The organism is Litoreibacter meonggei (assembly GCF_003663885.1).
Classification (GTDB): Bacteria; Pseudomonadota; Alphaproteobacteria; order Rhodobacterales; family Rhodobacteraceae; genus Litoreibacter; species Litoreibacter meonggei.
This window is the reverse complement of record NZ_RCCE01000001.1, coordinates 715,149-736,123: the sequence shown is the minus strand read 5'-3', so window position 1 is coordinate 736,123 and position 20,975 is coordinate 715,149. Positions and strand designations below refer to the sequence as shown.

General features: G+C 59.0%; 21 protein-coding genes and 1 tRNA gene. 14 read left to right on the top strand and 8 right to left on the bottom strand.

Translation table 11 applies throughout. The features are described from left to right. Positions 1 to 53 precede the first annotated feature (53 nt). A complete protein-coding gene (locus tag BCF46_RS03645) occupies positions 54 to 509 on the bottom strand; it encodes an Lrp/AsnC family transcriptional regulator (protein WP_121021795.1) in 456 nt (151 codons plus the stop codon). A gap of 117 nt (positions 510 to 626) precedes the next feature. Here BCF46_RS03645 and putA point away from each other — a divergent pair, with 117 nt between their 5' ends. Genes putA through BCF46_RS03630 form a run of 3 tightly spaced genes read left to right on the top strand, consistent with a single transcriptional unit; the run spans position 627 to position 5,618 of the window. Further along, a complete protein-coding gene (gene putA, locus BCF46_RS03640) occupies positions 627 to 3,974 on the top strand; it encodes a bifunctional proline dehydrogenase/L-glutamate gamma-semialdehyde dehydrogenase PutA (protein WP_121021794.1) in 3,348 nt (1,115 codons plus the stop codon). Positions 3,975 to 4,005: 31 nt separating this feature from the next. Continuing rightward, positions 4,006 to 4,746: a rhomboid family intramembrane serine protease gene (locus tag BCF46_RS03635; protein WP_121021792.1), complete on the top strand. Its 741-nt coding sequence runs from the start codon at positions 4,006 to 4,008 to the stop codon at positions 4,744 to 4,746. Continuing rightward, positions 4,743 to 5,618 (top strand): glycosyltransferase family 10 domain-containing protein, encoded by an 876-nt coding sequence (locus BCF46_RS03630; RefSeq protein WP_121021790.1) that lies wholly within the window; start codon positions 4,743 to 4,745, stop codon positions 5,616 to 5,618. Before BCF46_RS03635 ends, BCF46_RS03630 begins: the two co-directional genes overlap by 4 nt. On the opposite strand, the gene BCF46_RS03625 is transcribed toward BCF46_RS03630, so the two are convergent. Beyond that, positions 5,615 to 6,268, bottom strand: a complete 654-nt coding sequence (locus tag BCF46_RS03625; RefSeq protein WP_121021788.1) for an FkbM family methyltransferase — start codon at positions 6,266 to 6,268, stop codon at positions 5,615 to 5,617. The two genes, BCF46_RS03630 and BCF46_RS03625, sit on opposite strands and share 4 nt — an antisense overlap. Positions 6,269 to 6,359: 91 nt before the next feature. Between BCF46_RS03625 and BCF46_RS03620 the strand changes: the two genes are divergently transcribed. After that, on the top strand, positions 6,360 to 7,217 hold the full coding sequence (locus BCF46_RS03620; protein ID WP_170157852.1) for an alpha-1,2-fucosyltransferase: 858 nt from the start codon (positions 6,360 to 6,362) through the stop codon (positions 7,215 to 7,217). A gap of 4 nt (positions 7,218 to 7,221) precedes the next feature. On the opposite strand, the gene efp is transcribed toward BCF46_RS03620, so the two are convergent. Further along, on the bottom strand, positions 7,222 to 7,785 hold the full coding sequence (efp, locus tag BCF46_RS03615; protein ID WP_121021784.1) for an elongation factor P: 564 nt from the start codon (positions 7,783 to 7,785) through the stop codon (positions 7,222 to 7,224). 216 nt (positions 7,786 to 8,001) lie between these two features. On the opposite strand from efp, the gene BCF46_RS03610 reads away from it, so the two are divergent. Next, positions 8,002 to 8,316, top strand: coding sequence for a DUF6280 family protein (locus BCF46_RS03610; protein ID WP_021099617.1), 315 nt, complete (start codon positions 8,002 to 8,004; stop codon positions 8,314 to 8,316). An 80-nt stretch (positions 8,317 to 8,396) separates the two neighbouring features. On the opposite strand, the gene BCF46_RS03605 is transcribed toward BCF46_RS03610, so the two are convergent. Both BCF46_RS03605 and BCF46_RS03600 read right to left on the bottom strand, forming a co-directional pair. Next, positions 8,397 to 8,482 (bottom strand) — tRNA-Leu (locus BCF46_RS03605). A 46-nt stretch (positions 8,483 to 8,528) separates the two neighbouring features. After that, positions 8,529 to 9,089 (bottom strand): tetratricopeptide repeat protein, encoded by a 561-nt coding sequence (locus tag BCF46_RS03600; RefSeq protein WP_121021782.1) that lies wholly within the window; start codon positions 9,087 to 9,089, stop codon positions 8,529 to 8,531. 135 nt (positions 9,090 to 9,224) lie between these two features. Between BCF46_RS03600 and BCF46_RS03595 the strand changes: the two genes are divergently transcribed. Both BCF46_RS03595 and BCF46_RS03590 read left to right on the top strand, forming a co-directional pair. After that, positions 9,225 to 10,271, top strand: coding sequence for an AbrB family transcriptional regulator (locus BCF46_RS03595; RefSeq protein WP_121021780.1), 1,047 nt, complete (start codon positions 9,225 to 9,227; stop codon positions 10,269 to 10,271). Next, positions 10,268 to 10,696, top strand: coding sequence for a YqaA family protein (locus BCF46_RS03590; RefSeq protein ID WP_245989756.1), 429 nt, complete (start codon positions 10,268 to 10,270; stop codon positions 10,694 to 10,696). The genes BCF46_RS03595 and BCF46_RS03590 overlap by 4 nt, the downstream gene beginning before the upstream one ends. On the opposite strand, the gene metG is transcribed toward BCF46_RS03590, so the two are convergent. Both metG and BCF46_RS03580 read right to left on the bottom strand, forming a co-directional pair. After that, positions 10,693 to 12,411, bottom strand: a complete 1,719-nt coding sequence (gene metG / locus BCF46_RS03585; protein ID WP_121021778.1) for a methionine--tRNA ligase — start codon at positions 12,409 to 12,411, stop codon at positions 10,693 to 10,695. The two genes, BCF46_RS03590 and metG, sit on opposite strands and share 4 nt — an antisense overlap. Before the next feature lie 92 nt (positions 12,412 to 12,503). Continuing rightward, the gene (locus tag BCF46_RS03580) at positions 12,504 to 13,727 is read right to left on the bottom strand and encodes an MFS transporter (protein WP_121021776.1); all 1,224 of its coding nucleotides are present in this window, start codon (positions 13,725 to 13,727) and stop codon (positions 12,504 to 12,506) included. A 261-nt stretch (positions 13,728 to 13,988) separates the two neighbouring features. Between BCF46_RS03580 and BCF46_RS03575 the strand changes: the two genes are divergently transcribed. The 5 genes from BCF46_RS03575 to BCF46_RS03555 all read left to right on the top strand — a co-directional run bounded on the left by BCF46_RS03575 (position 13,989) and on the right by BCF46_RS03555 (position 18,781). Beyond that, the gene (locus BCF46_RS03575; protein WP_121021774.1) at positions 13,989 to 15,029 is read left to right on the top strand and encodes an aldo/keto reductase; all 1,041 of its coding nucleotides are present in this window, start codon (positions 13,989 to 13,991) and stop codon (positions 15,027 to 15,029) included. 134 nt (positions 15,030 to 15,163) lie between these two features. Continuing rightward, complete coding sequence (gene bcoG / locus BCF46_RS03570; protein WP_121021772.1) at positions 15,164 to 16,069, top strand: 3-dehydrocarnitine:acetyl-CoA trimethylamine transferase BcoG; 906 nt, start codon at positions 15,164 to 15,166, stop codon at positions 16,067 to 16,069. Next, positions 16,066 to 16,599: a lipocalin family protein gene (locus BCF46_RS03565; RefSeq protein WP_245989754.1), complete on the top strand. Its 534-nt coding sequence runs from the start codon at positions 16,066 to 16,068 to the stop codon at positions 16,597 to 16,599. The genes bcoG and BCF46_RS03565 overlap by 4 nt, the downstream gene beginning before the upstream one ends. After that, positions 16,596 to 18,038: a carnitine 3-dehydrogenase gene (locus BCF46_RS03560; protein WP_121021768.1), complete on the top strand. Its 1,443-nt coding sequence runs from the start codon at positions 16,596 to 16,598 to the stop codon at positions 18,036 to 18,038. Before BCF46_RS03565 ends, BCF46_RS03560 begins: the two co-directional genes overlap by 4 nt. Positions 18,039 to 18,079: 41 nt before the next feature. Continuing rightward, entirely contained in the window at positions 18,080 to 18,781 is a 702-nt protein-coding gene (locus BCF46_RS03555; RefSeq protein WP_121022276.1) for an SDR family oxidoreductase, read from the top strand. Positions 18,782 to 18,876: 95 nt separating this feature from the next. Here BCF46_RS03555 and BCF46_RS03550 read toward each other — a convergent pair whose 3' ends face one another. Then, entirely contained in the window at positions 18,877 to 19,743 is an 867-nt protein-coding gene (locus BCF46_RS03550) for a helix-turn-helix domain-containing protein (RefSeq protein ID WP_121021766.1), read from the bottom strand. Positions 19,744 to 19,843: 100 nt separating this feature from the next. On the opposite strand from BCF46_RS03550, the gene BCF46_RS03545 reads away from it, so the two are divergent. Both BCF46_RS03545 and BCF46_RS03540 read left to right on the top strand, forming a co-directional pair. Beyond that, a complete protein-coding gene (locus BCF46_RS03545) occupies positions 19,844 to 20,065 on the top strand; it encodes a DUF2061 domain-containing protein (RefSeq protein WP_121021764.1) in 222 nt (73 codons plus the stop codon). Next, on the top strand, positions 20,058 to 20,969 hold the full coding sequence (locus tag BCF46_RS03540; protein ID WP_121021762.1) for a fatty acid desaturase: 912 nt from the start codon (positions 20,058 to 20,060) through the stop codon (positions 20,967 to 20,969). Before BCF46_RS03545 ends, BCF46_RS03540 begins: the two co-directional genes overlap by 8 nt. Positions 20,970 to 20,975 lie beyond the last annotated feature (6 nt).

The window sequence follows — 20,975 nt, the reverse complement described above, 5'->3', positions numbered from 1 at the left end:
CCGTTCACCCGCTTAACCGAGGTGCCGCGAAAGGGCGGGGAAGTAAAGGGCGCTTAGATTGCCTCTTCCTTCACCGCTTCCATAACCACGTGGGTTGACGTGTGGGCGACGTGGGGCAGCGCGCTTACACGCTCGCCCAGAATTTTCCGGTAGGTCTGCATATCCGAGGTGCGCACCTTGAGAAGATAGTCGAACTTGCCCGCGATCATATGGCACTGTTCGATCTCTGGCACCAATAGCACGGCCTCGTTAAAGCTTTTCAACGCATTTTCACGGGTGTCGTCAAGTTTGACTTCGACAAAAGCGATATGGGCCAATCCAAGTTTGACCGGATTCAATTGAGCGGTGTAGCCGCGAATGTATCCAGCTTTCTCCAACCTGCGCAGCCGGGTCTGGGTCGGAGACTTGGACAGGTTTATCCGCTCCGCAAGGTCCGTCACAGTGATCCGTCCATTGGCAGAGACGGCTTTCAATATAGCTGTGTCGTAGGTGTCTAGTTCATCGGTCATTATGCCTGCGTTTTCTCGAATCTACGGGAAAGAATCTTCGTTAAATTTGAACGACGGGACTCATCTTTGCAATAGTGGGTGTAAGCTGGCTAAATATCCCGCTGAGAGGACTCCGCTATGACCCATGCAACTGCCACAGACCTGCGCCGCGAGATGCGTGCACATATGCTTCCTAATGAGCGTGACGTACTGGATCAATTGATCGCAACGGCCAATCTCTCTGGTGCCGACCGCGATCGCATCGCCGCTGCAGGAACCAAGCTGGTCGAGCAAATTCGCAGTTCTGCCAAGCCGGGCTTGATGGAGGTGTTTCTCGCGGAATACGGCCTGTCGACCGATGAGGGCGTGGCTCTCATGTGTCTTGCCGAAGCGTTACTGCGGGTGCCCGATGCCGACACCATGGACGCGCTGATCGAAGACAAGATCGCGCCGTCGGACTGGGGCCGTCACTTGGGCCATTCCGCGTCATCATTGGTGAACGCTTCGACATGGGCGCTGATGCTGACCGGCAAGGTTCTTGAAGACGAGTCCCGCGGCATTGCTGGGCAAATCCACGGCATGGTCAAGCGGTTGGGCGAGCCTGTTATCCGTACCGCCGTTGCACGTGCTATGAAGGAAATGGGCCGTCAGTTTGTGCTGGGGGAAACCATTGCGAAAGCCATGACCCGTGCCGAAGCGCAGCAGGCTGTTGGCTATACTTACTCCTACGACATGCTTGGTGAGGCGGCGCGGACCGACGGGGATGCTCTGGGCTACTTTGACGCCTATCACAACGCTATCGAGGCCATTGCTAAGGCGGCCACGCAGGGCGACATCCGCTCCAACCCCGGTATTTCCGTAAAGTTGTCGGCGCTCTATCCGCGCTACGAGGCGCCGCAAAAAGACGGGGTGATGGGCGTGCTGTTGCCGCGTCTGACAACGCTGTGCCGGCTGGCGGCAAAGGGTGGTGTTGGCCTGAATATTGACGCCGAGGAAGCTGATCGTCTGGATCTGTCATTGGATGTGATCGAGGCCGCGTTGTCGGATGAGGCGCTGGCTGGATGGGACGGCTTTGGGATTGTGGTCCAGGCTTACGGCCCACGCGCTAGCTATGTGATCGATTGGCTCTATGCACTCGCTACGCGGTTGGACCGGCGCATCATGGTGCGCCTTGTGAAAGGTGCATACTGGGACACGGAAATCAAACGCGCGCAGGTCATGGGCTTGAATGGGTTTCCAGTTTTCACCCATAAACAGGCCACCGACGTTTCCTACATCGCTAACGCCCGCAAACTTCTGAGCCTCACGGATCGAATTTATCCGCAATTCGCCACCCACAATGCTCACACAGTGGCTGCTATCCTCGATATGGCCGACGACCGCGACGCGTTCGAGTTCCAGCGCCTTCATGGCATGGGGGAGCGGCTACACGACATCGTTTTGCGTAATGAAAAAACCCGTTGCCGGATTTACGCCCCTGTCGGAGCGCATCGCGATTTGCTGGCCTATCTGGTGCGCAGGTTGTTAGAGAATGGCGCGAATAGTTCATTCGTGAACCAGATCGTAGACGAAGCCGTCCCCGCCTCAGATGTCGCCTCTGATCCGTTTTCGGAACTTGAAGGCTTGAGCTTCCCTGCCGTGACGTTGCCGGTGGACATTTTCCCGGGCCGGACGAATTCCCAAGGCTGGGACTGGACTGACCCGCGCGACATGGACGCGATTGACGGTGCGCGCAACGACTTCAAGTTGGCGCAATCCGACGCCGGGCCACTCACCGTTGGTGCGAGGTCGGGGGCAGGGCAGACTAGCGTGATATCGCCTTTTGCCCCCCAAGATTGCGTAGGCACCGTTCAGTTGGCGTCGGGCGATGACGCCGCGGAGGCCGTGATCGCGGCTAAGCCATGGGGCGCTTCGGCGTCCACGCGTGCCCAAGTGTTGCTCAAAGCCGCAGACCTTTACGAGGCAAATATGGGTCGCATCTTTGCGCTTTTGGCGCGTGAAGCAGGCAAAACCATGCCCGATTGTATCGGTGAAATGCGTGAAGCCGTGGACTTCTTACGCTTCTACGCAGGCGAAGCCGCAGCGCTGAAAGGTGACGCGCGAGGCCGGTTCGTGTGTATCTCGCCGTGGAATTTCCCATTGGCTATTTTCACGGGGCAGATTGCGGCTGCGCTGGCCGCGGGCAACGCCGTATTGGCAAAGCCAGCTGAGCAGACGCCCTTGATCGCGCATTTTGCGACGTCGTTGCTGCATGAAGCCGGCGTGCCGAAAGCGGCACTGCAACTTCTTCCGGGAGGTGGTGAAGTAGGTGCGGCTTTGACCGCGCAGCCATTGGTCGATGGGGTTTGCTTTACAGGGTCTACTGCGACAGCCATGCGCATCCATCAAAGTCTTGCAGAGAGCGGCAATGCGACCGCACCGCTTATTGCCGAGACGGGTGGGCTGAACGCCATGATTGTCGACAGCACCGCACTGCCGGAGCAGGTCACGCGCGACGTTATTGCGTCGGCGTTTCAATCGGCGGGGCAGCGTTGTTCCGCCTTGCGCTGCGTTTATATTCAAGAAGACGTGGCGGATGGGCTGGTCGAGATGCTGCGGGGTGCAATGGACGCGCTGAGAGTAGGTGATCCTTGGGATGTCAGCACCGATGTCGGACCAATCATCGACGCCGCCGCGCGCGGCAAAATCGCCGCCTATATAGATACCGCGCGCGCTGAGGGCAGGGTGTTGCACGAAGTGCAGGCCCCATCCGAAGGAACGTTCATCGCACCCACTTTGCTACGGGTCGATGGCATCGCGCAGATGGAGGAGGAAATCTTCGGTCCGGTACTGCATGTGGCGACCTTCAAGTCGCATCAGTTGGACGACGTAATCGACCAGATCAACGCGACGGGGTACGGGCTGACCTTTGGTCTTCACTCGCGCATTGATGACCGCGTGCAGTCAGTGGTCGACCGCGTTCATGCGGGCAACGTCTACGTGAACCGAAACCAGATCGGTGCGGTTGTAGGCTCGCAACCGTTTGGCGGCGAAGGCTTGTCTGGTACAGGCCCCAAGGCAGGCGGTCCGCTTTATCTGACCAAATTCACCCAAAGCAGTGGCGCGCCTGTGCCCGCTGATGTTCAGGAGATGCCCGGACCAACCGGTGAGACCAACCGCCTGTCTACGCAACCCCGTGCGCCATTCCTGTGCCTTGGCCCCGACCACTCCGCCCAGATCAAAGCGGTGCAAGCGGCAGGTGGCACAGCGCGGCAGGGCATGATCGAGGAGGTCGCAACTACCCCCGACATCTCCGGTGTGCTCTGGTTCGGCGATGCTGATACAGCCCGCCGTATCCGGCGGGATTTGGCAAGCCGAGACGGCCCGATATTGCAGCTGATCACCGAGGCCCCACGCCCCTGCGATACGCTCGCTGAGCGGCATGTGTGTATCGACACGACGGCGTCAGGCGGTAACGCGGCGTTGTTGGCGGAGGTGGGCGCTTGACCCTCATCGCCCAATCCGTCAGCGTCGCGGCATGTTTCCAATTCGTGACCATAACCCGTCTGAGCGCACGCCTTATGTGACCTATACGCTGATCGCGTTAAACGTGGTGATTTTCGCGAGCTATTGGCCCTTGTTTAGCGATGAGCCTGTCTTGGGTTCCTTCTTTCAGACATGGGGGATGCAACCGATTGAGGTTAGCTCGGGTGCGAAAACCTATACGTTGGTGACGTCCATGTTTTTGCATGGCGGGCTGATGCACCTTGCGGGTAACATGCTGTTCTTGTGGATTTTCGGGGACAACCTAGAAGATCAGATGGGCCATATCGGCTTTGCGATTTTCTACCTTGCTGCGGGTATCGGTGCTGATATCGGGCAGCTGTTGGCGGACCCGAGCAGCCAGGTTCCTGTCGTAGGCGCGTCAGGGGCCATCGCTGGGATCATGGGCGGCTATCTTCTCCTGTTTCCGCGCGCGCGCGTCGATATTGTTGTGATCTTCGTGATCTTCTTCAAGATATTTACCGTGCCCGCTTGGGTCATGCTCGGCGTTTGGTTTGCTTTACAGCTTTTTAACGGTGTCGTAAATTTGGGCGGCGACGGCGTGGGTGTCGCCTACTGGGCGCACGCGGGTGGCTTCCTGATTGGGTTGCTGTTGTGCCTGCCGCTCTGGTTGAAGCGCGGTGGGGCTGGGTATTGGCAGGAAACCGATGGTCATCCGCCACATCCGGAGGCCACATATAGCTCCAGTATTCCAGTTGTGAAGCGACGCAAATGACCAGTTCTGCATACGCTGTGGTTCCCTATGGCCGCTGGCCGACTTGGGGCATCGCCAAAATGTCCTTGGACAATCTGGCCTGGCCGCTTGGACGCCCCGATCGCTTATTGCAGGGTACGGTTGCTGATCTGGGGCCGGATGATCATCTGATCACGTTTCCGCGCAAACCGATGTTCTATCTTCCGTGGGTTGGCGTGAGGGCGAGGGTGTCGGTTATGATCGTGGAACCCGATATCGTACATGATCACCACCTGAAGAATGCGCGCCGGATGCGTTGGCGGTTTCAGCATATCCTGACCAAAAACGAAGACCTCTTGTCGGCGGCCCCGAATGCTCTGCACTATGTGTTCGGCTTCACCTTCATCGAGGATATCGACGGCATCGTGGTCGACAAGACCCAAATGACCTCGCTGATCGCGTCGGCCAAACGTAATCTTGACAGTCACAAGCTCCGCCACCAGATCGTAGATCATGTGCGCGAAGAGGGATTGAATGTCGATGTTATGGGGCGCGGGTATAAGCCGTTCGAGCGCAAGCAAGACGGCCTCGCCCCTTACCGATACTCCGTTGTCATCGAAAACATTCGCGAGGCGGATTATTTCACCGAGAAAATGGTCGATGCGGCCTTGTGTGAAACTGTGCCGATCTATTGGGGCTGTCCCAACATCGACGCTTATTTCAACCCCAAGGGCATGGTAATCTGTAATTCCGAGCTCGAAATCCGCGACGCCTTAAGTCGTGTTAGCGACGAAGACTATGCCGCTAGAAGCGCCGCAATCAAGGAGAACGCCGAGCGCGCAAAATTCTATGCCGACTACCTGCACCGTGCCGCGTTAACAGTCCAAAGCGGCCAGCCCTGTCATTACAATTAAGTGCGGTGCCACTCTTCCCACACAAAAGGATAGCACCACGCCTCTGCATGAGTTTTTGCCAAGTCAGCGCGGACGCTATCACGAAGTGCGCCGTCGCTTTCGCGGAACTGATGGAACTGCACTTGAACGATACCGAAACGACCAAGGTCGCCAGAGGCCGCTAGCGCGGGTAGCAAATCATACTCGCCGCCTTCGATGTTGATCTTCATTAAATCAATCTGGTCGGGCTCGAACGTCTTCATAAACTCCGCCACCGCACGAACTTCGCCTGACACGGCGCCAGCAACATCATTCACCGCCGAGGACGCATCCCCGTCGTCGGACAAATGCAACTGTCCGGCTTCACTGCCCAACGCGAAGGCGTGGACAATAAACTTGGGATTGCCTTCAAACCGCTTAACAAGTGCTGCCGCGAATGTCGGATGCGGCTCGAACACATGGACCGTCGATCCGTAACGGTCGTGGATGTCCTGCGCCCAGTTTCCTTCGAACCCACCAACGTCGAACACGACACTGTCGCCGTTCAAGCCCTCGAATATGTAGCGTTTGGCTTCCATCTTGTCGCGTTTCCATTGACGGTAGGCATCATAGAACACTTTGCGCCAGGGGTCGCGGCGCAGGCGAAGCCAGTGCTTGAGGGAAATTCGCATTTCAGGTCCGTTCGCATTTGGGCTAATGGGTCGCATAGCTATGACAAACGCAGTCGGGCAGGGCAAGCCTTGCAGAAAAAGAGGGCGGGATATGATCTACAGCAGAATTTTCGGAGGCTTGGGTAACCAGCTGTTCCAATATGCCGCCGCTCGAGCGGTATCTCTGCGGCAGGGGACCGAGCTTTTGCTTGACGCTAGGCTCGCTCCTCCGGGGTCGCATTGGGCGTTTGCGTTAGATCATTTCAACATCAGTGCCCGCATTGCGGAGCCGTCTGAGCTGCCGCCTGCCAAGGACAGCCCCTTCAACTACGCCATATGGCGGGCTTTCGGGAACAGTCCGAAATTCATGCGTGAAAAGGGCCTAAGATATCAGGACCGCATCGCGTACGCCCCTGATGGCACCTATCTGCACGGGTACTTCCAGTCCGAACGCTATTTCGCGGACGTGCTTGATCAGCTGGAGGACGAATTGCGGATCATCACCCCCCCCGATACCCAAAACGCTGAATACGCCGATCGCATTGCCAGCGCGGGCCACACCGTTTCGCTGCACATGCGTCGTGGGGATTATCTGGGGTCGCCAAAATCCAACTCTACCTATGCCACATGTGACGAGGCCTACTACCTGCGCGCGCTGGAGCGGCTGTCCGAGGGACAAGATGACCTCAAGGTTTTTGTATTTTCCGATGATCCGGATTGGGTGCGTGACAACTTGAAACTGCCCTATGACATGACCGCCGTCGGCCATAACGGCCCTAACAAGCACTACGAGGACTTGCGGCTTATGTCATGCTGCTCGGATCACGTTATCGCCAACTCCACCTTCTCGTGGTGGGGCGGTTGGCTGGATCGCAGGCCGGACGCGCGTGTGGTCGGGCCTGCGAAATGGTTTAACGATCCTAAGTTGGCCAATCCGGATGTGTTGTCGGATCGCTGGATCGCCGTCTAAGCCCTTAAGCGCGTTCGGAATATTCCATCGACTCTGTGTCGACGATGATGTCTTCGTCAACGCCTACAAACGGCGGGATCATCAGGCGCACGCCATTATCCAGAACAGCTGGTTTGAAGCTTTTGGAGGCGGTTTGACCTTTGATTGCCGGCTCGGTCTCGACGACTTTGCAGGTGACTTTCTGGGGCAGAGATGCGTTCAAAGCTTCGGCTTCATGGAACTCGACCACCGCAATCATACCGTCCTGCAGGAAGGGACGGCGGTCGCCCAGCAGGTCAGCTGGCAACTCGATTTGCTCGTAAGTTTCAGTGTCCATGAAGGTCAGCATGCCGTCGGTTTCATACAAAAACTGCTGGTCTTTTTGCTCAAGACGAACGCGCTCAACTTTGTCGGCGCTGCGGAATCGTTCGTTCAATTTTGACCCGTTACGCAAGTTTTTCATCTCGACTTGGGCAAAAGCACCGCCTTTGCCGGGCTTTACATGGTCCACTTTCACCGCGACCCAAAGGCCACCATTGTGCTCCAATACATTGCCACCGCGGATTTCATTTCCGTTAATTTTGGGCATTGTGTCAATTCCTTGGCAAAAGGTTGATAGATGTCGGAACAAACCTATATCTGGGGAGTTATACAGAGGCAAGGAGACTAAATACGGTTAAGCATGACGTCGAGTTATGCGTCAGGCGCATGGGTGGTATTCCCAGAACGCAATGACGAATCGGATAGTTTCTGTCACAACCGTCTTCACGCCCGAAGATACAAGAGCAAAAACAAAGGAAACGAAATGGCTGCTGATTTCGTTGATGGCAACGCTTTCAACTTTGAACAAGGTCAACGCGCACGCAAACTTTTTGCCGCCGTGGTCTTGGCTGCACTCGACGATGCGATTGCAGATGACAAAAAATACGGGAATGGCCCCGAGCAGATCGCCCGCTGGGCGCGCTCTCGTGATGGCCGCGAAGTTCTGAGCTGCGCAGGCATCGACCCCAACGAGCGGGTTGTGTCCGGGCTAATGGCTTTTGTTGGCAATGGTGTGCGGACATCCGTTGCCCTGTCTCGCGAAGAGAGCGAACGCCGGAGCCAAGCCGAAGCTGCATAAAGTTTGATCCGAACCAAATTTTGAAGCGCGTCCCATCAGGGGCGCGTTTTTTTCGTGCGCATTTTGCATCTGGGATTGGGTGGTACCCGCGGCCGGACTCGAACCGGCACGGCCTTGCGGCCCAAAGATTTTAAGTCTCATGTGTCTACCATTCCACCACGCGGGCACGGGGGGTGGCGAGACCATAACGGCGTGCCGCGAGGGCTTAAAGATCAAAGGTCAGTCTCAACGTCGTTTTCTTCTGTTTCCGGCAGCGGCGTGACACGGTTTCGTTCGGGCAACCAAGGATTCAACAGCAATGCCCTCCGCAACGCGATTTGCCCTTCACGCACCTGCCCGAGTTCAATGAGCGCTAACGCCCGCCCGACGATCGCGCCAATGTGGTCTGGCGTTAGTTCAACGGCGCGATTCAGGTCTGCCAACGCAGTTTTATAGTCCTGACGGATGAAATTCACGAAAGCCCGTTGGTTATAGCCCTCCGCGTAATCTGGACAGTAGGCAATCAAGGTGTCGAAATCCTTCAACGCGCCGGCAAAGTTGTACGACGCCCGCTGGTTCATGCCGCGATCAAGTATCTCTTGCGCGGTTTCATCAGGCGCGGTGGCCCAAATTCCCCACAGTTCATTTGTATAGCCGCGCGCGACCATCTCGTTTGGCGCTTCCGCGACCAATTCCATTAGCTCGGCGTGGCGCACACTGCGCTCAGGCGACGGCGGGCAGTCCGCGAAGGCGGTCAGCGGCAAAATAAGCGGCAGAAGACATAAAATACGCATGCGTGAATGGTGCGCCTGCTGCGGCTCAGGTCAAGGGGCAGGTGGTAAGGTTTTCGTTAACACGCCGTGCAAAAGCTGCGTTCCAGCAGGCTGGCACCTCTCCACATCCGCGCGGCGGGGTGATAGCCGTAGCCCATGCTAACGCCGCCAACATTCCCCGCCCTTGGGCTGTCGCTCCTTTCGCTCGCAGTTGGCGCGGCTGGTGCCCTGCTGGGCTATTGGGTGAGTCTTCCGCTTTATATGCTGACAGGGCCTGCGGTGCTGGTCTCGGTGTTGTCGTTGTTCGGGCTTCGTTTGGAGGTCGCACCCATGCTGCGCGACATTGCGTTCTTGTTCATTGGCATCGGAATTGGCGCTGGTGTGAACGCAGAGGCCGCCGCCGCGATGCTGCGCTGGCCACTCGCTTTCGTGGCACTGGCGATCATGCTCGTGTTGGCCATGGTCCTGTGTCGGGCCTTGTTGGTGAAGGGGTTCGGTTTCGATCAACGCAGCGCGGTTCTGGCCTCAGCCCCCGGTCACCTCAGCTTCGTGATTGCCTTGGGCGAAACTTATGGCGTCAATCTAACACGCGTAACCGTCGCGCAATCCGTGCGGGTGTTGCTGCTGACGCTGACCGTTCCGGCACTCGCGGCACTTATGGGGCTGGATATGTCGCAAGGCCTTATCCCGAATGGCGAGGTTTTGGGCGTTGCCTATGTCGCAATATTGGTGGTCCTGTCGCTCATTACCGGATGGGTGCTGGAGCGGCTGCGCGTGCCTGCACCGCTGCTGATTGGTGCGATGCTGGTGTCGTCAGCGGGGCATCTGTCCGACCTGTCGCCCGGAATTCTGGAGCCGAAGATTACCATGGCCTGCCTTGTTCTGATGGGCACTCTTATCGGCTCACGCTTTGGCGGCACCAGCCCCGCGACGTTGTTTCGATATGCGGGCGGCGGGGTGGCGATTACCGCGCTGACCACCGTGCTTGCACTTGGCTTCGCGGTGCCTGTGTCGATGCTTTTGGACATGCCGCTGCCCCATGTTCTGGTCGCCTTCGCGCCTGGGGGGCTTGAGACGATGATCGTTATGGGTGCGGTTCTGGGGGCCAATCCGGGCTTCGTGGCGGCCTGCCATGTGGGCCGGTTGCTGGTCCTCAGCGTGCTTATCCCGATTTTGGCGGCACGGGCAGGGGACAACAGGTGATCGCCTACTTCGGTCTGTTCGCGTCAGCACTGATCGCGGCAACAATCCTGCCCATGCAATCCGAGGCCGTGTTGGTGGGGCTGCTCACGACCCAACAATATCCCGTGGTCGCCCTCCTGCTGGTGGCAACCGTCGGCAATGTGTTGGGCGCCGTCATCAACTGGGCGCTTGGCCGCTACCTGCTCCGGTTCCGCGACAGGCGCTGGTTCCCCGTGTCGGAGCAGCAGCTTGTGCGGGCCGAGGGGTGGTATCGCCGCTATGGTCGCTGGTCCTTGCTGGGAAGCTGGCTGCCCATCATCGGGGATCCGCTGACTGTTGTTGCAGGCGTCTTGCGCGAGCCTATTGGCCCGTTTCTATTTCTAGTCACAGTCGCAAAACTCGGGCGCTACCTTGTGTTGGCCATGGTAACGCTCGCTTGGGTCTAGTCGCGCACACCTGAAAATTTCTCTGCCCATTCTTCGCGTTGATCGTCGGTGATCTTGGCAAACAGGACCTCCGGCACGGTGAACTCATGGCCTACAGGCAACGCGCCAAGGGCCGCTTCGATGTCATCGGGCCAACTCATGTCCAGCGTGTTCATGCCCGATAGTATTTGCGCCGAGGCGGTCGGGATAAACGGCGCGGACAACACCGCGTAGACGCGGATCAGGTTCAGCGCCAGCCGGATTTGCGCGGCTGCTTGTTCGGGGTTCTCTTTGAAGGTCGACCAAGGGGCGACCTCTTGCAGGTACTCGTTGCCCGCCACCCAGATGGAGCGCAGCTCTGCCGCTGATTTGCGCACATCCATCGCAGCCATGTGGCCTTCGTAGGCACGGATTTTGGTGGTGAGGTCGGCGATCAAAGCTTGTTCACGTTCGCCGTATGCGCCACCTTCCGGCACCGCAGGACTGAATTTGGAGTTGCAGAACTTGGTAACGCGGGACACGAAATTGCCCAGCACATCGGCGAGGTCTTTGTTGACCGACGCTTGGAAGTTCTCCCATGTAAATTCAGAGTCTGACGTCTCCGGCGCATGGGACAGCAACCACCAGCGCCAGTAATCGGCGGGTAGGATGTCCAGGGCCTGATCCATGAACACGCCGCGCCCCTTCGAGGTCGAGAACTGGCCGCCGTCATAGTTCAGATAGTTGAACGATTTGATGTAATCGACCAGCTTCCATGGCTCGCCGGAGCCCATGATCGTGGCGGGGAAGCTCAGCGTGTGGAACGGTACGTTGTCCTTGCCCATGAATTGCACATAGCGCACGTCATCTGCGCCCTTGTCGGTGCGCCACCAGCTTTCCCACGCGCCGTCGTCTAAACCACGCGCGTCAGCCCATTCCTTGGTCGCGGCGATGTATTCAATGGGTGCGTCGAACCAGACATAGAAGACCTTGCCTTCCATGCCGGGCCAGTCTTTCTCGCCATCCTTAACTGGCACGCCCCAATTCAAATCGCGGGTGATCCCGCGATCGCGCAGCCCGTCGCCGTCATGCAGCCATTTCTTGGCGATGGATGTGGTCAGCACGGGCCAATCGGTTTTGGAATTGATCCAGGCGTCCAGCTGATCCTTCAGCTTTGACTGGCGCAAATAAAGATGCTTGGTCTCGCGCACTTCCAGATCGGTGGAGCCAGAAATGGCAGAACGCGGCTCGATCAGATCGGTCGGGTCCAGCTGCTTGGTGCAGTTTTCGCATTGGTCGCCGCGGGCGCTGTCATAGCCGCAATTGGGGCAGGTGCCCTCGATATAGCGGTCGGGAAGAAAGCGGCCATCGGCGTTAGAATAGACCTGCTTCTCAGACACTTCCTCGATATAGCCTTCGGCTTTCAGGCGCCCCGCAAAGTGCTGTGTCAGCTTGCGGTTCTGGGGGCTGGAGGAGCGGCCAAAGTGGTCAAAGGACAACCCGAAACGATTGGCGATGTCCGCCTGAACCTCATACATTTCGGCGCAGAACTCCGCGACGGGTTTGCCTGCTTTCGCGGCGGCCAGCTCGGCCGGAGTGCCGTGCTCGTCGGTTGCGCAAATGAACATGACCTCGGCCCCGCGTGCGCGATTGTAGCGGGCGTAGAGGTCGGCAGGCAGTTGCGAGCCCACAAGGTTCCCGAGATGCTTGATCCCGTTGATATACGGAATGGCAGAGGTGATGAGGATACGGGTCATTTGGTCGTCCTTGGCCGGTGTTGGGTTGGTTTAGCCTAAGCCTGTGCTGCCTGCCAGTGACGGATTTTGAATATTTTTGCCAAGATGAAAGTCTATTTGCGGTCCCTGTGTCGTTTCAGGAGCCGCCCGATGGTGAAGGAGGTACGCGGCGCGTTGACATAAGAGGTGCGTTTGGTCGGCGTGGCGCGGATGCGCATCCGGCTTAGGCCAAAGATGACAAGGACCGCATGTCCAACAGCCATCAGGATAAAAAGGGCGGTGGGGCCGAACGCCTCCATCAGTTTTGATGCCCCCAGCGGTGAGGCGATTGCGCCGACCGCGTAGAAGAACATCAAGGCTGCCGACAGCTCCACCCGCTCTTCTGACGAGGCGAAGTCATGGGCGTGAGCGGCGGCGACGGAATAGATCGGGAAAGTGGTGAAACCGAATACTGCCGCGCCCAGCAGGACCATTGTCGTACCGCCTGTTGCGGAGAAGACCGTGAAAGCGCTCGAGATGATGGCCGCGACCGACAGCGAAATCAGGACCCAGCGGCGATCATATTTGTCGGCAACCCAGCCAGATGGAATTTGCGCCAAGGCACCACCCGCGACGAAAGCAGCCAGAAAGATACCGATCTGGTCCGGGCGCAGGCCGACTTCTTGACCATATACAGGTCCGACCATTCGAAACGCCGCACTGTTGAGGCCCGCAACCATAACGCCCGCGACGGCAAGGGGGGATCGTGCAATGGCCAGCATCGGGCGCAGGCGCGGAGCCGACGGGGTTTCGGGGGGACGGGCTGTCGTCAGGGTCAGCGGCAAAATGGATGCGCAACACAACAACGCCAGCAGGTTGTAGGAGACGTAGGAAGCGGGTTCCAACACGCCGATCATCAGCTGCGCGACCAAGGACGCCCCCATATCTACCGAGCGGTAGGTGCCCATCGCTCGGCCACGGGTTTCGTTGGTGACTTTGGATTGCAGCCACGCCTCGATCACCGTGTAGCAGCCTGCCACACACAGCCCCGATGCAATCCGCATCAGCGCCCATGCGTAGGGATTGACGATCAGCATATGCGCCAGCAAGCCGATGGCCCCTGTTGCGGTAAAGGCGGCGAACGCGCGGGAGTGTCCGACGGATCCCATGGCTCGTGGCGCCCACCAGCAGCCAATGAAGAAGCCAAAGAAATGCGCCGAGCCGAGCAGGCCGACCTCGGATTTGGTGAAATCCAGCGTCAGCCCCGATAGCGCGTCCAGCGGACCGACCCCGCCGGAGGAAAGTTGCAATAGCACGACCGACAGGAAAAGGGCCGCGAAAGATATCATGAGGCGCATGGGGTAGCCTTTTGGATTGCCCCACGCTCGCCTCCTTGCTTGGGGGCTGCAAGTGGTTTCGCGTCATATCCGTGTCGCTTGCGGGAAAAATGGCCGGGTTTGCGTAGGAAATTTGGAAATGCATCGATCACTAGGCGTCAACAGGGCGTTTTGTGAACCTTGCCTGTTATAGTCTCGCCTGAGCGTCGCTTCGGGTTTTCCGGTTGCCCTTATCAGCCATGCCGTTAGTCTCTCGCGCAGCAAAACCGAGAGATTTCCGCAATGAAAACAGTTCGCCTTGGCCGCACCGACCTGATGGTGTCGCAGCTTTGCCTTGGCTCCATGACATGGGGCACCCAGACGTCGGAGGTCGACGCACATGCGCAGATTGATGCCAGCCTTGAAGCTGGCATCAACTTCATCGACACCGCCGAGGCCTATCCGGTGAACCCGATGACCAAGGAGGGCGCAGGCCGCACCGAGGAGATTATCGGCAATTGGTTTGCCAAGTCAGGGCGTCGCAATGATGTGTTTTTGGCGACCAAGGTGGCGGGTGCGGGGAATTATATTCGCGACGGGGAGGAGATTTCCTCCAAGAGCATTCGCGAGGCTGTTGAAGGCTCGCTGAAGCGCTTGCAAACCGATGTGATCGACCTCTACCAGCTGCATTGGCCCAATCGCGGCAGCTACATGTTTCGCCAGAACTGGTCCTACGACCCGTCGGGTCAGGATCGTGCCGCCACGGTGGCCCATATGGAGGATGTGCTTGGCGCGCTTCAAGCACTGGTCGCTGAAGGCAAAATTCGCCATTTCGGCCTGAGCAATGAAAGCGCGTGGGGCACGATGATGTGGCTGCAAATCGCCGAGCGCATGGGTGCGCCAAGGGTGGAAAGCATCCAGAACGAATACTCGCCGCTGTGCCGTCTCTATGACACCGATCTGGCCGAACTGGGTCATAACGAGGACATCTCGCTGCTGGCATTCTCGCCCTTGGCGGCAGGGTTCCTGACGGGCAAATACCAAGGCGGTAAAATCCCCGAAGGATCGCGCATGTCGATCAACGACAAGATGGGCGGGCGTGCATCGGACCGCGTGTTGGACGTGGCGCAGGTGTATCTGGAAATCGCGGCAAAGCACGGGTTGGATCCGGTTCACATGTCACTGGCGTGGTGTTGCCAGCGCCCGTTTCCCGTGATCCCGATTTTTGGCGCGACGACGATGGATCAGCTTGAGCATGTGCTGGCGGGCAAGGATCTGATTCTGGGCGAGCAGGTCATGGCTGAGATAGATGCGGCGCACAAATCCAACCCGATGCCGTATTAGGCGAGTGCAGGGTGCCTCCGGCGGGAATATTTTTACCAAGATGAAACTATGACGTATTCAGGCTATATCCGCGCGTAAACAGGGTTGCCAAACGCCACCAACATAACGTCCGCTGCACCAAAAGGGAGAACACCATGCCGCTAGAAATGAACCGTGAGGTGTTTATCACCTGTGCTGTGACGGGCTCCGGCGCGACGCAGGACAAAAGCCCGCATGTGCCGCGTTCGCCCCAGCAGATCGCCGATAGTGCGATTGCGGCGGCCAAGGCGGGGGCGGCGGTGGTGCATTGCCATGTGCGCGACCCTGAGACGGGCGCGCCGTCGCGCGATCTGAAGCTCTACCGCGAGGTGACCGACCGCATCCGAGATGCCGAGGTGGATGTAGTGCTGAACCTGACCGCAGGGATGGGGGGCGATATCGTCTTTGGTTCCCCAAGCCCGCTGCCGACGCAAGCCGGCACTGACATGGTCAGCGCCGAGGAACGCGTGGCCCATGTGGCCGAGTGCTTGCCGGAGATTTGCACGCTCGACTGTGGCACAATGAACTTCGCCGAGGCCGACTACGTCATGACCAACACCCCCGGCATGCTGACCGCCATGGGTCGGATGATGACGGAGCTTGGTGTGAAGCCCGAGATTGAGGCGTTTGATACAGGCCATTTGTGGTATGCCAAGCAGTTGGTGAAGGATGGCGTGCTGGACTCACCGGCTTTGGTGCAGCTGTGCATGGGCGTCCCGTGGGGCGCGCCGGATGATCTGAACACCTTCATGGCGATGGTCAACAACGTGCCGGACGATTGGACGTTTTCGGCCTTCGGGTTGGGGCGCAACCAGATGCCGCTGGCTGCCGCAAGCATCCTTGCAGGTGGCAACGTGCGTGTTGGGTTGGAGGACAACCTGATGCTGGATCGCGGCGTGCTGGCCACCAACGAAGCACTGGTCGCCCGCGCGGTAGAGATCACCGAACGCTTGGGTGCGAAGGTGATCGGACCGGAAGCTGTGCGCGAAAAGCTGGGGTTGGTGAAGCGGGCGCCTGCGTGATACGTGCGCTCGCCTGCGCGGGGTTAATGGCGCTTGCCGCTTGCACCCCGAAGCCTCAATTTGTGCCAGACGGCTACCGCGACCAGCGCGTCGCCATCACCTCGTCCACGCGGTTTGACGCCGAGCGCTTCGCCGGTGACTGGCGGGTGATCGAGAGCTTCGAGCAGACTCCGCGCGAGGTAACTACCAGCCGTCTGTCGTTCCAACCCGCACCGGCCGGCTATGTCTACGTAGCCCGCGCCAACCCGTCACCACTGGATGCGACCGTAGAGCTATCGCCTTGGCCGACCCTCAAGATCGGCGCATTTGGGCGGCTCACCTACGCCACCCCCTATGATGCTGTCGATCCGATCTGGGTGATCTGGGTGGACGAGGACCATCGAACGGCGGTGCTCGGCACGCCGTCGGGGCGCTTCGGGATGATCATTAACCGCACCGCGAATCTACGCTCCGACCGCCTGAAGGCGGCCCGCGAAATTCTGGCCTTCAACGGCTATGACGTCACCAAACTCAGAAAGGTGTCCCCATGACCCAAACAGCAGCAATTCTTGGCGGAGGTGTCATCGGTGGCGGCTGGGCCGCGCGGTTCCTGCTCATGGGCTGGGACGTGCGGGTGTTCGACCCCGATCCAGAATCTGAACGCAAGATTAACGAAGTGCTGGGCAACGCGCGGCGCTCGCTGCCCGGTCTGTCGGACACCGCCATGCCCGTCGAGGGCGCTCTGAGCTTCCACGCCGATCTGGCCGAGGCCGTCGGCCCCGCCGACTGGATACAGGAAAGCGTGCCGGAGCGGTTGGAGATCAAGCACAAAGTCTTCGCCCAAGTGCAGGCCGCGTGCCGCGAGGAGGCGATCATCGGCTCGTCGACCTCCGGCTTCAAGCCGTCCGAGTTGCAGGAAGGTGCTGCGCGCCCTGCGCAGATCGTGGTGACGCACCCGTTCAACCCCGTCTACCTGTTGCCGCTGATCGAGCTGGTGCCAAGCCCTGCGAACGATGCCGCTATGGTGCAAAAGGCCAAGGACATTTTGACCTCTATCGGGTGCTTCCCGCTGCATGTCCGCAAAGAAATCGACGCCCATATCGCCGACCGCTTTCTTGAAGCCGTCTGGCGCGAGGCGTTGTGGCTCATCAAAGATGGCATCGCCACCACCGAGGAAATCGACGAGGCCATCCGCATGGGCTTTGGCCTGCGCTGGGCGCAGATGGGCCTGTTCGAAACCTACCGCATCGCGGGCGGCGAGGCGGGAATGAAGCACTTTATCGAGCAGTTCGGCCCCTGCCTCTCGTGGCCATGGACCAAGCTGATGGATGTGCCGGAGCTGACGGACGAGCTGGTCGACCAGATCGCCAGCCAGTCGGATGCGCAATCCGGCATGCACTCGATCCGCGAGTTGGAGCGTATCCGCGACACCAACCTTGTGGCGATGCTGCGTGCGCTGAAGGCGCAGGACTATGGCGCAGGCGCAGTGCTGAACCGTGCGCAGGCCGCCAAACCGCAACTTGAGGACAGCGCGCTGCCCATCGTCACCGTGCAACGCGCGGTGCCGTTGGATTGGACCGATTACAACGGCCACATGAACGAGGCGCGGTATTTGCAAGCCTTCGGCGATGCCACCGACCGCTTCATGGAAATGGTCGGCTGCGACGCGGAGTACATCGCGTCGGGCGGCAGTTATTTCACCGCCGAGACCCATATACGCCACTTGGACGAGGTCCATGCTGGTGCCGTTATCCGCGTCGAGACGCAGGTGCTACTGGGGCAGGGCAAGAAGATGCATTTGTTCCACCGCATGTATGAAGGCGGCCGGCTGCTGGCGACGGGGGAGCATATGCTGATCCACGTCTCGCTAGAGACCCGCCGTGCATCCGAGCCGTCCGCCACCATCGCCGCAAAGCTGGGCGAGATCGCGGCGGCCCATGCGTCCCTGCCCGAGCCAGAGGGTGCGGGCGCTGGGGTCGGTAAACGGTGAGGGTTCTGATCACCGCAGGCGGCTCGGGCATCGGATTTGCTATGGGGCAGGCGTTTGCCTCAGCCGGGGCAGAGGTCTGGGTGACGGATCTGGACGTCAGCGCGGTGCCTGATAATTGGCGCTCCAGTACCGTGGACGCCAGCAGTGAGAACGCCATGGCGGCCCTATTCCAAGAGGTCGAAACCACTTGGGGCGGGGTCGATGTGCTCTGTGCCAACGCGGGTATCGCGGGGCCGACGGCGGCAGTTGAAGACGTGGCGCTGGAGGAGTGGAAAGCTTGCGTTTCGGTGAACCTCGAAGGCGCGTTTCTGGCGGCGAAATTTGCGGCGCCAATGATGAAGCGGCAAGGCTCTGGCGCGATGGTGCTGACCTCCTCCACCGCAGGCATTTACGGCTATCCCAATCGCGCGCCGTATTCGGCGGCGAAGTGGGGGATCATCGGGTTGATGAAAACCTTGGCGATGGAGTTGGGCCCGCACGGTATCCGCGCCAACGCGATCTGTCCGGGGGCGGTCGAAGGGCCACGGATGGAGGGTGTTTTGGGGCGCGAAGCGGCGGCCAAAGGCATGACCCGCGACGAGGTTTATGAAGGCTACGCCAAGGGCACCTCCATGCGGTCCTTTGTCGAGGCGCGGGACGTGGCGAACATGGCGGTATTCCTCGGCTCCGACGCCGCGCGGCTTGTGTCGGGGCAGGTCATTGCGGTGGATGGACACACGGAAAATCCGGACCCGAAGCTGTAGGTGCGGAGGTTCCCCTCGGGGAACCGTTCAGAGTTTGTTAGGATTTTTTAAGATTTTATAATTGAAATAATTGATTTATTTCAATCTATTATAGATTATTTTTTATCTATTGAGTTAACGAATTTTTCCAACAACTCCGGCATATCCCGCGACGACAGCTCTGCTTCGCGCACCAGCCCGTCGAAGTGCAAGGTGATGGCCTGCACCCGCTCGCGGTCGCGAAACGCAAGGTAGTTGCGCCCCAGATAGATCACCGCCAGCTTCGGCCCGAAAATTGTCACCGGAGCAGAATAGAGCTTGCGCGCGTCGAAGGCATGCAGCCGGAGGGTCGGATAAAGCTGGTCGTGGAGTTCCAGCAAACGGGTGAGTTGAGCGTGGCGGATTTGAGACGGCAGACCTTCGTAATATCCATGCCCTTTGGCCATGGCGTGAAGCTCGTGCAGCGGCACGGCGATCTCGTAGTCCGATCCTGCGCTGCGCATCCATTCCAACCGATCTTCGGATGCGCCGATGGCTTGTTCGGTGGTCCGACCCAGATGCGGCGAATATTCCCATTCCAGCAACTCGCGGGTCTTGAGCATGTCAGGCAGACCTGCGGGGACGTGCCGGATTTTGTATCCTTCCGCCTCGCGGTGCCAATTGAAGATCTGTTCGTCGACCAAGGCGCGGGGCGCTTCGGTGAAGGTGAGCGCCGAGGCCATGAGATCAGCGGCCAGTTCGGGCCGATCGGTCAGTCCCAGTAACCAGTCCGCAGAGACCCCCAAAACGCGTGCGCACTCACCAACGACTTGGGCGTTTGGCAGGCGGGCGGTTTCGGCCTTGAGCAGTTGAGATACGGTTGAGCGGTCCACACCGATGGCCCGTGCGAGTGCACTTTGGGTGATGTGACTGGTGTCCATCGCACTGGCAACTCGCGCGCGAAACAGCTCTGCACGGTCACGTTTGTCCATAATATCTATCATTTGATGATTTGTATCACCATTGCTGGAAAATGTGAACTATCCACAGAATGGTCTACCGGCCCCTTACCGCGTTACCTCCGGTGTAAGGAGAAGGTGCTTTATGGAAAGTAAGACGCGCAGTTTGGTGAAAGCCGTGCTTTGGACACTCATGGGATTCCTGATGATGATTGTGGTCGGGTATGTCTCGACCGGATCAATGGCATTGGGCAGTGGAATGGCGTTGGCGAACTCGATTCTGGGGCTGGTCAACTATATGATTTACGAGCGGGTTTGGGCACGCGTCTCATGGGGTGTGCTCAGGGTAAATCACCAAGATGTCTGACCGCAATAATACCGTCGAATGGCGGACACTTGCTGTGATGGCGGTAACCTATGCCGTTTGGGGCGGGGCGGTGTTCTGGATGTCAGCTTGGTCGATGCCGCTGGCTGTGATCTTCACGGCGCTGGCGATCGCGCAGCAGTCGTCGTTGCAGCACGAGGTTTTGCACGGTCACCCGCTGCGTTGGCAGTGGCTGAATGAACTGATGGTAAGGCCGTCTTTGAACCTGTTGATCCCCTATGGTCGCTTTCGCGATACCCATCTGGCGCATCACCGCGATGCCAATCTAACAGACCCTTACGACGACCCCGAAAGCAACTTTCTGGCCGGTCGGGACTGGGCAGCGTTGCCTGAGTGGGCAAAATTGCTTTACCGCGCCAACAACACATTGGCAGGACGCATGCTGATCGGGCCTGCGGTCGGACAATGGGCGTTTATGCGCGCTGACATGAAGACGCCGAGCCGTCGGATCGCGATGAGCTGGCTGGCGCATGTGGTCACTGCGGTGCCGGTGATCTGGCTGGTGCTTCAGTCGCCGATACCGCCGTGGGCGTATTTGATTGCGGCTTATCTGGGCGTGTCGCTGCTGAAAATCCGCACCTTTCTGGAGCACCGCGCGCATGAGCAGAGCCGCGCGCGCACGGTGATTGTCGAGGATCGCGGACCATTGGCGTTTTTATTCCTGAACAATAACCTGCACGCGGTTCACCATATGCATCCGCAGGTACCGTGGTATGATTTGCCCGCGCTGTACCGTAGTGGGAAGGATCGGTTTCTGGCGTGCAATGACAGCTATATCTATCCCTCCTACGGCACGATCTTCGCGCGGCATCTGGTGCGGGCCAAGGACCCTGTCGAGCACCCTTTGATGCATCGCGCGCTGGACGACCGCACGCCGCCCGCGTAGACACGC

Coding starts and splice junctions, on each gene's coding strand:
- BCF46_RS03580 (WP_121021776.1), bottom strand. CDS start 13,727: ATGCGCCTCATGATATCTTTCGCGGCCCTTTTCCTGTCGGTCGTGCTA.
- BCF46_RS03625 (WP_121021788.1), bottom strand. CDS start 6,268: ATGCGAATTTCCCTCAAGCACTGGCTTCGCCTGCGCCGCGACCCCTGG.
- BCF46_RS03620 (WP_170157852.1), top strand. CDS start 6,360: ATGATCTACAGCAGAATTTTCGGAGGCTTGGGTAACCAGCTGTTCCAA.
- efp (WP_121021784.1), bottom strand. CDS start 7,785: ATGCCCAAAATTAACGGAAATGAAATCCGCGGTGGCAATGTATTGGAG.
- BCF46_RS03630 (WP_121021790.1), top strand. CDS start 4,743: ATGACCAGTTCTGCATACGCTGTGGTTCCCTATGGCCGCTGGCCGACT.
- BCF46_RS03645 (WP_121021795.1), bottom strand. CDS start 509: ATGACCGATGAACTAGACACCTACGACACAGCTATATTGAAAGCCGTC.
- metG (WP_121021778.1), bottom strand. CDS start 12,411: ATGACCCGTATCCTCATCACCTCTGCCATTCCGTATATCAACGGGATC.
- BCF46_RS03545 (WP_121021764.1), top strand. CDS start 19,844: ATGGAAAGTAAGACGCGCAGTTTGGTGAAAGCCGTGCTTTGGACACTC.
- BCF46_RS03600 (WP_121021782.1), bottom strand. CDS start 9,089: ATGCGTATTTTATGTCTTCTGCCGCTTATTTTGCCGCTGACCGCCTTC.
- BCF46_RS03635 (WP_121021792.1), top strand. CDS start 4,006: ATGTTTCCAATTCGTGACCATAACCCGTCTGAGCGCACGCCTTATGTG.
- BCF46_RS03555 (WP_121022276.1), top strand. CDS start 18,080: ATGGGGCAGGCGTTTGCCTCAGCCGGGGCAGAGGTCTGGGTGACGGAT.
- BCF46_RS03575 (WP_121021774.1), top strand. CDS start 13,989: ATGAAAACAGTTCGCCTTGGCCGCACCGACCTGATGGTGTCGCAGCTT.
- BCF46_RS03560 (WP_121021768.1), top strand. CDS start 16,596: ATGACCCAAACAGCAGCAATTCTTGGCGGAGGTGTCATCGGTGGCGGC.
- putA (WP_121021794.1), top strand. CDS start 627: ATGACCCATGCAACTGCCACAGACCTGCGCCGCGAGATGCGTGCACAT.
- BCF46_RS03550 (WP_121021766.1), bottom strand. CDS start 19,743: ATGATAGATATTATGGACAAACGTGACCGTGCAGAGCTGTTTCGCGCG.
- BCF46_RS03540 (WP_121021762.1), top strand. CDS start 20,058: ATGTCTGACCGCAATAATACCGTCGAATGGCGGACACTTGCTGTGATG.
- bcoG (WP_121021772.1), top strand. CDS start 15,164: ATGCCGCTAGAAATGAACCGTGAGGTGTTTATCACCTGTGCTGTGACG.
- BCF46_RS03610 (WP_021099617.1), top strand. CDS start 8,002: ATGGCTGCTGATTTCGTTGATGGCAACGCTTTCAACTTTGAACAAGGT.
- BCF46_RS03595 (WP_121021780.1), top strand. CDS start 9,225: ATGCTAACGCCGCCAACATTCCCCGCCCTTGGGCTGTCGCTCCTTTCG.